The organism is Klebsiella sp. MS 92-3, assembly GCF_000195655.1.
Lineage (GTDB): Bacteria > Pseudomonadota > Gammaproteobacteria > Enterobacterales > Enterobacteriaceae > Klebsiella > Klebsiella pneumoniae.
Map to the genome: position 1 here is coordinate 2,508 of NZ_GL882709.1, position 2,508 is coordinate 5,015.

Here is a 2,508-nt window from a genome sequence, read left to right on the forward strand (position 1 = left end):
GGGGGGGGGGGGACCGCCCGGTAGTCGTTGCAGCCTGGAGTATCCCCGTTACCGACCGGTAGCGCCGCGCTTACCCCCGCCGATGCGCCCACTCGCGCATACGCTGAAACAGTACATACAGCGACGGGATAAACAGGATGCCAACCATCGTCGCCACCAGCATCCCACTGAACACCGTGGTGCCGATGATCCGCCGGCTCTGCGCCCCGGCGCCGGTGGCGAGCATCATCGGCATGATGCCGATAATAAACGACACCGCGGTCATCATTACCGCGCGGAAGCGGCGGGTAGCCCCCTCGCGCGCAGCGTCGACTATCGACAGCCCCTCCTCGCGCCGGCTGCGGGCGAACTCAACGATCAGAATCGCATTCTTCGCCGCCAGGGCGATCAGCAGCACCAGCCCTATCTGAACATACACATCGTTGGCATAGCCCGCGGTCCACAGCCAGAGCAGCGCTCCGCCGATGGCGAACAGCACCGAGAGCATGACGCTCGCCGGCAGCGTCCAGCTCTCATACTGCGCCACCAGGAACAGCCACGCCATCGCCACCGCCGCCAGCACGATCCACACCGCCTGATTGCCGGTCTGCTGCTCCTGCCAGGAGATCCCGCTCCAGGCATAGTCATATCCCGGCGGCAGATGGGCCTGCAAAATCTGCTCCATGGCCGCCATCGCCGTGCGGCTGCTGACCCCCTCGGCCGCTGAACCGCTCACCGACACGGACGGGAACTGATTGTACTGCTGAATAAACGGCGCCCCCACCGTCGGCGTAATGGTGACCAGATTGCTCAGCCGCACCCGCTCGCCGTCGCGGCTGCGGACGTACAGCTCGCTAATCTGCTCAGCCCGCTCACGCCACTGCATCTCATTTTGCATCACCACATGATAGACACGATTGTTACGGCTGAAATCGCCGGCGCGCGTGCCGCCGAACGCCGTCTGCAGGCTGCTGAAGATCTGCGCCACCGGCACATCCAGCAGCGCCGCCCGGTCGCGGTCGACCGTCAGGGTCAGCTGCGGCACGTTGCTGCTCCAGGTGGTAAACACCCGGCTCAGCTGCGGATGCTGGTTCGCCAGCTGGAGGATCTCCCGCGTCACCTGCTCCAGCTCCGCCGACGACTGACCAGCCTGCGCCATGATGCGCAGATCAAACCCCGAGGCATTGCCCAGGCCCGGCAGGGTCGGCGGCGCGAAGGTCATGATCGTCGCCTCGGGTAGCGACAGCAGCTGGCGCTGAATATCCGCCATCACCGCATCCAGCGGCGGCCGCTGATGCCAGTCCTTGAGCATTACCGAGATAAACCCGCCGTTAGAGGCGCTGGTGCCGTTGAGAATGTTGAACCCGGACACCTGAATCACATCCTCCACCGCCGGGTTAGCCATCAGCAGTTTACGCGCCTGGGCCATCACCGCTTCGGTACGCTCCAGCGACGCCGCCTCCGGCAGCTGCACGCTGGCAAACAGGTAACCCTGATCTTCCTGCGGCAGGAAGCCTTTCGGCATCGAGGTGAAGCTGAACGCCACCAGCGCGCCTGCCGCCACCGTCGCCGCCAGCGCCAGCCAGGGGCGGCGGTTCATCCAGCCGACCAGCCGGCCATAGCCGTCGCGGGTGCCGTCGAGAAGACGGTTAAACGCCCGCCACACCGCCGCCGGCCGGGCGGGACGCGGGCGCAGCAGCAGCGCGCAGAGGGCCGGGGTCAGGGTTAACGCCACCAGGCTCGACAGGGCCACCGCGGTGGAGAGCGTCACGGCAAACTGCCGGTACAGCTCGCCGACGATCCCCGGGAGCAGCGCCACCGGCACAAACACCGCCAGCAGCACCAGGGTCGTGGCGATCACCGGCCCGGCGATCTGCCGCAGCGCCTGGGCGGTGGCCTGCAGGCGATCCAGCCCTTCCGCCATTTTGGTTTCCACATTCTCCACCACCACAATGGCGTCATCCACCACCATCGTCAGGGCGAGAATGATCGCGAACAGGCTGAGGGTGTTGGCGCTGTAGCCCAGCAGATAGAGCACCGCAAAGGTGCCGATCAGTGACACCGGGATCGCCAGCACTACGATCAGCGTCGCCCGCCAGCTCTGCAAAAACAGCGACACCACCACGACCACCGCCAGCAGGGTCAGCGCCAGCGAGACGCCGATCTCTTTGATCGTCGCCGCCACAAAGCGGGTGGTATCGAACTTCACCTCCCAGGTGAGATCCGCCGGAAAGCGAGTGTGCAGGCGGTTAAGCTCCGCACGCACTGCGCTGGCGACCTGCAGGGCGTTGGCGGTGGGCGTCGGATAGATCCCCAGATAGGCCGACGCTTTACCGTTCAGCTGGGCGCCGGAGCTGTAGCTGCGGGCGCCCAGCTCAATGGTCGCCACGTCGGCGAGGCGCACCAGCTGCCCCTGCGCGCCGCGGCGGAGGATAATCTCGCCAAAGCTGGCCGCCTCGTTCAGACGCCCCAGCCCGTTGATGGTCAGCGTCTGCTGCTGGCCGTTAAATACCGGCGGGGGGCCCCCCC

1 protein-coding gene is annotated in these 2,508 nt (G+C 66.2%); it reads right to left on the reverse strand.

The window, feature by feature from the left end; genetic code table 11:
* Positions 1 to 70: 70 nt before the first annotated feature.
* The coding region (locus tag HMPREF9538_RS26310; RefSeq protein WP_009483827.1) for an efflux RND transporter permease subunit at positions 71 to 2,508 on the reverse strand (2,438 nt) is incomplete at its 5' end.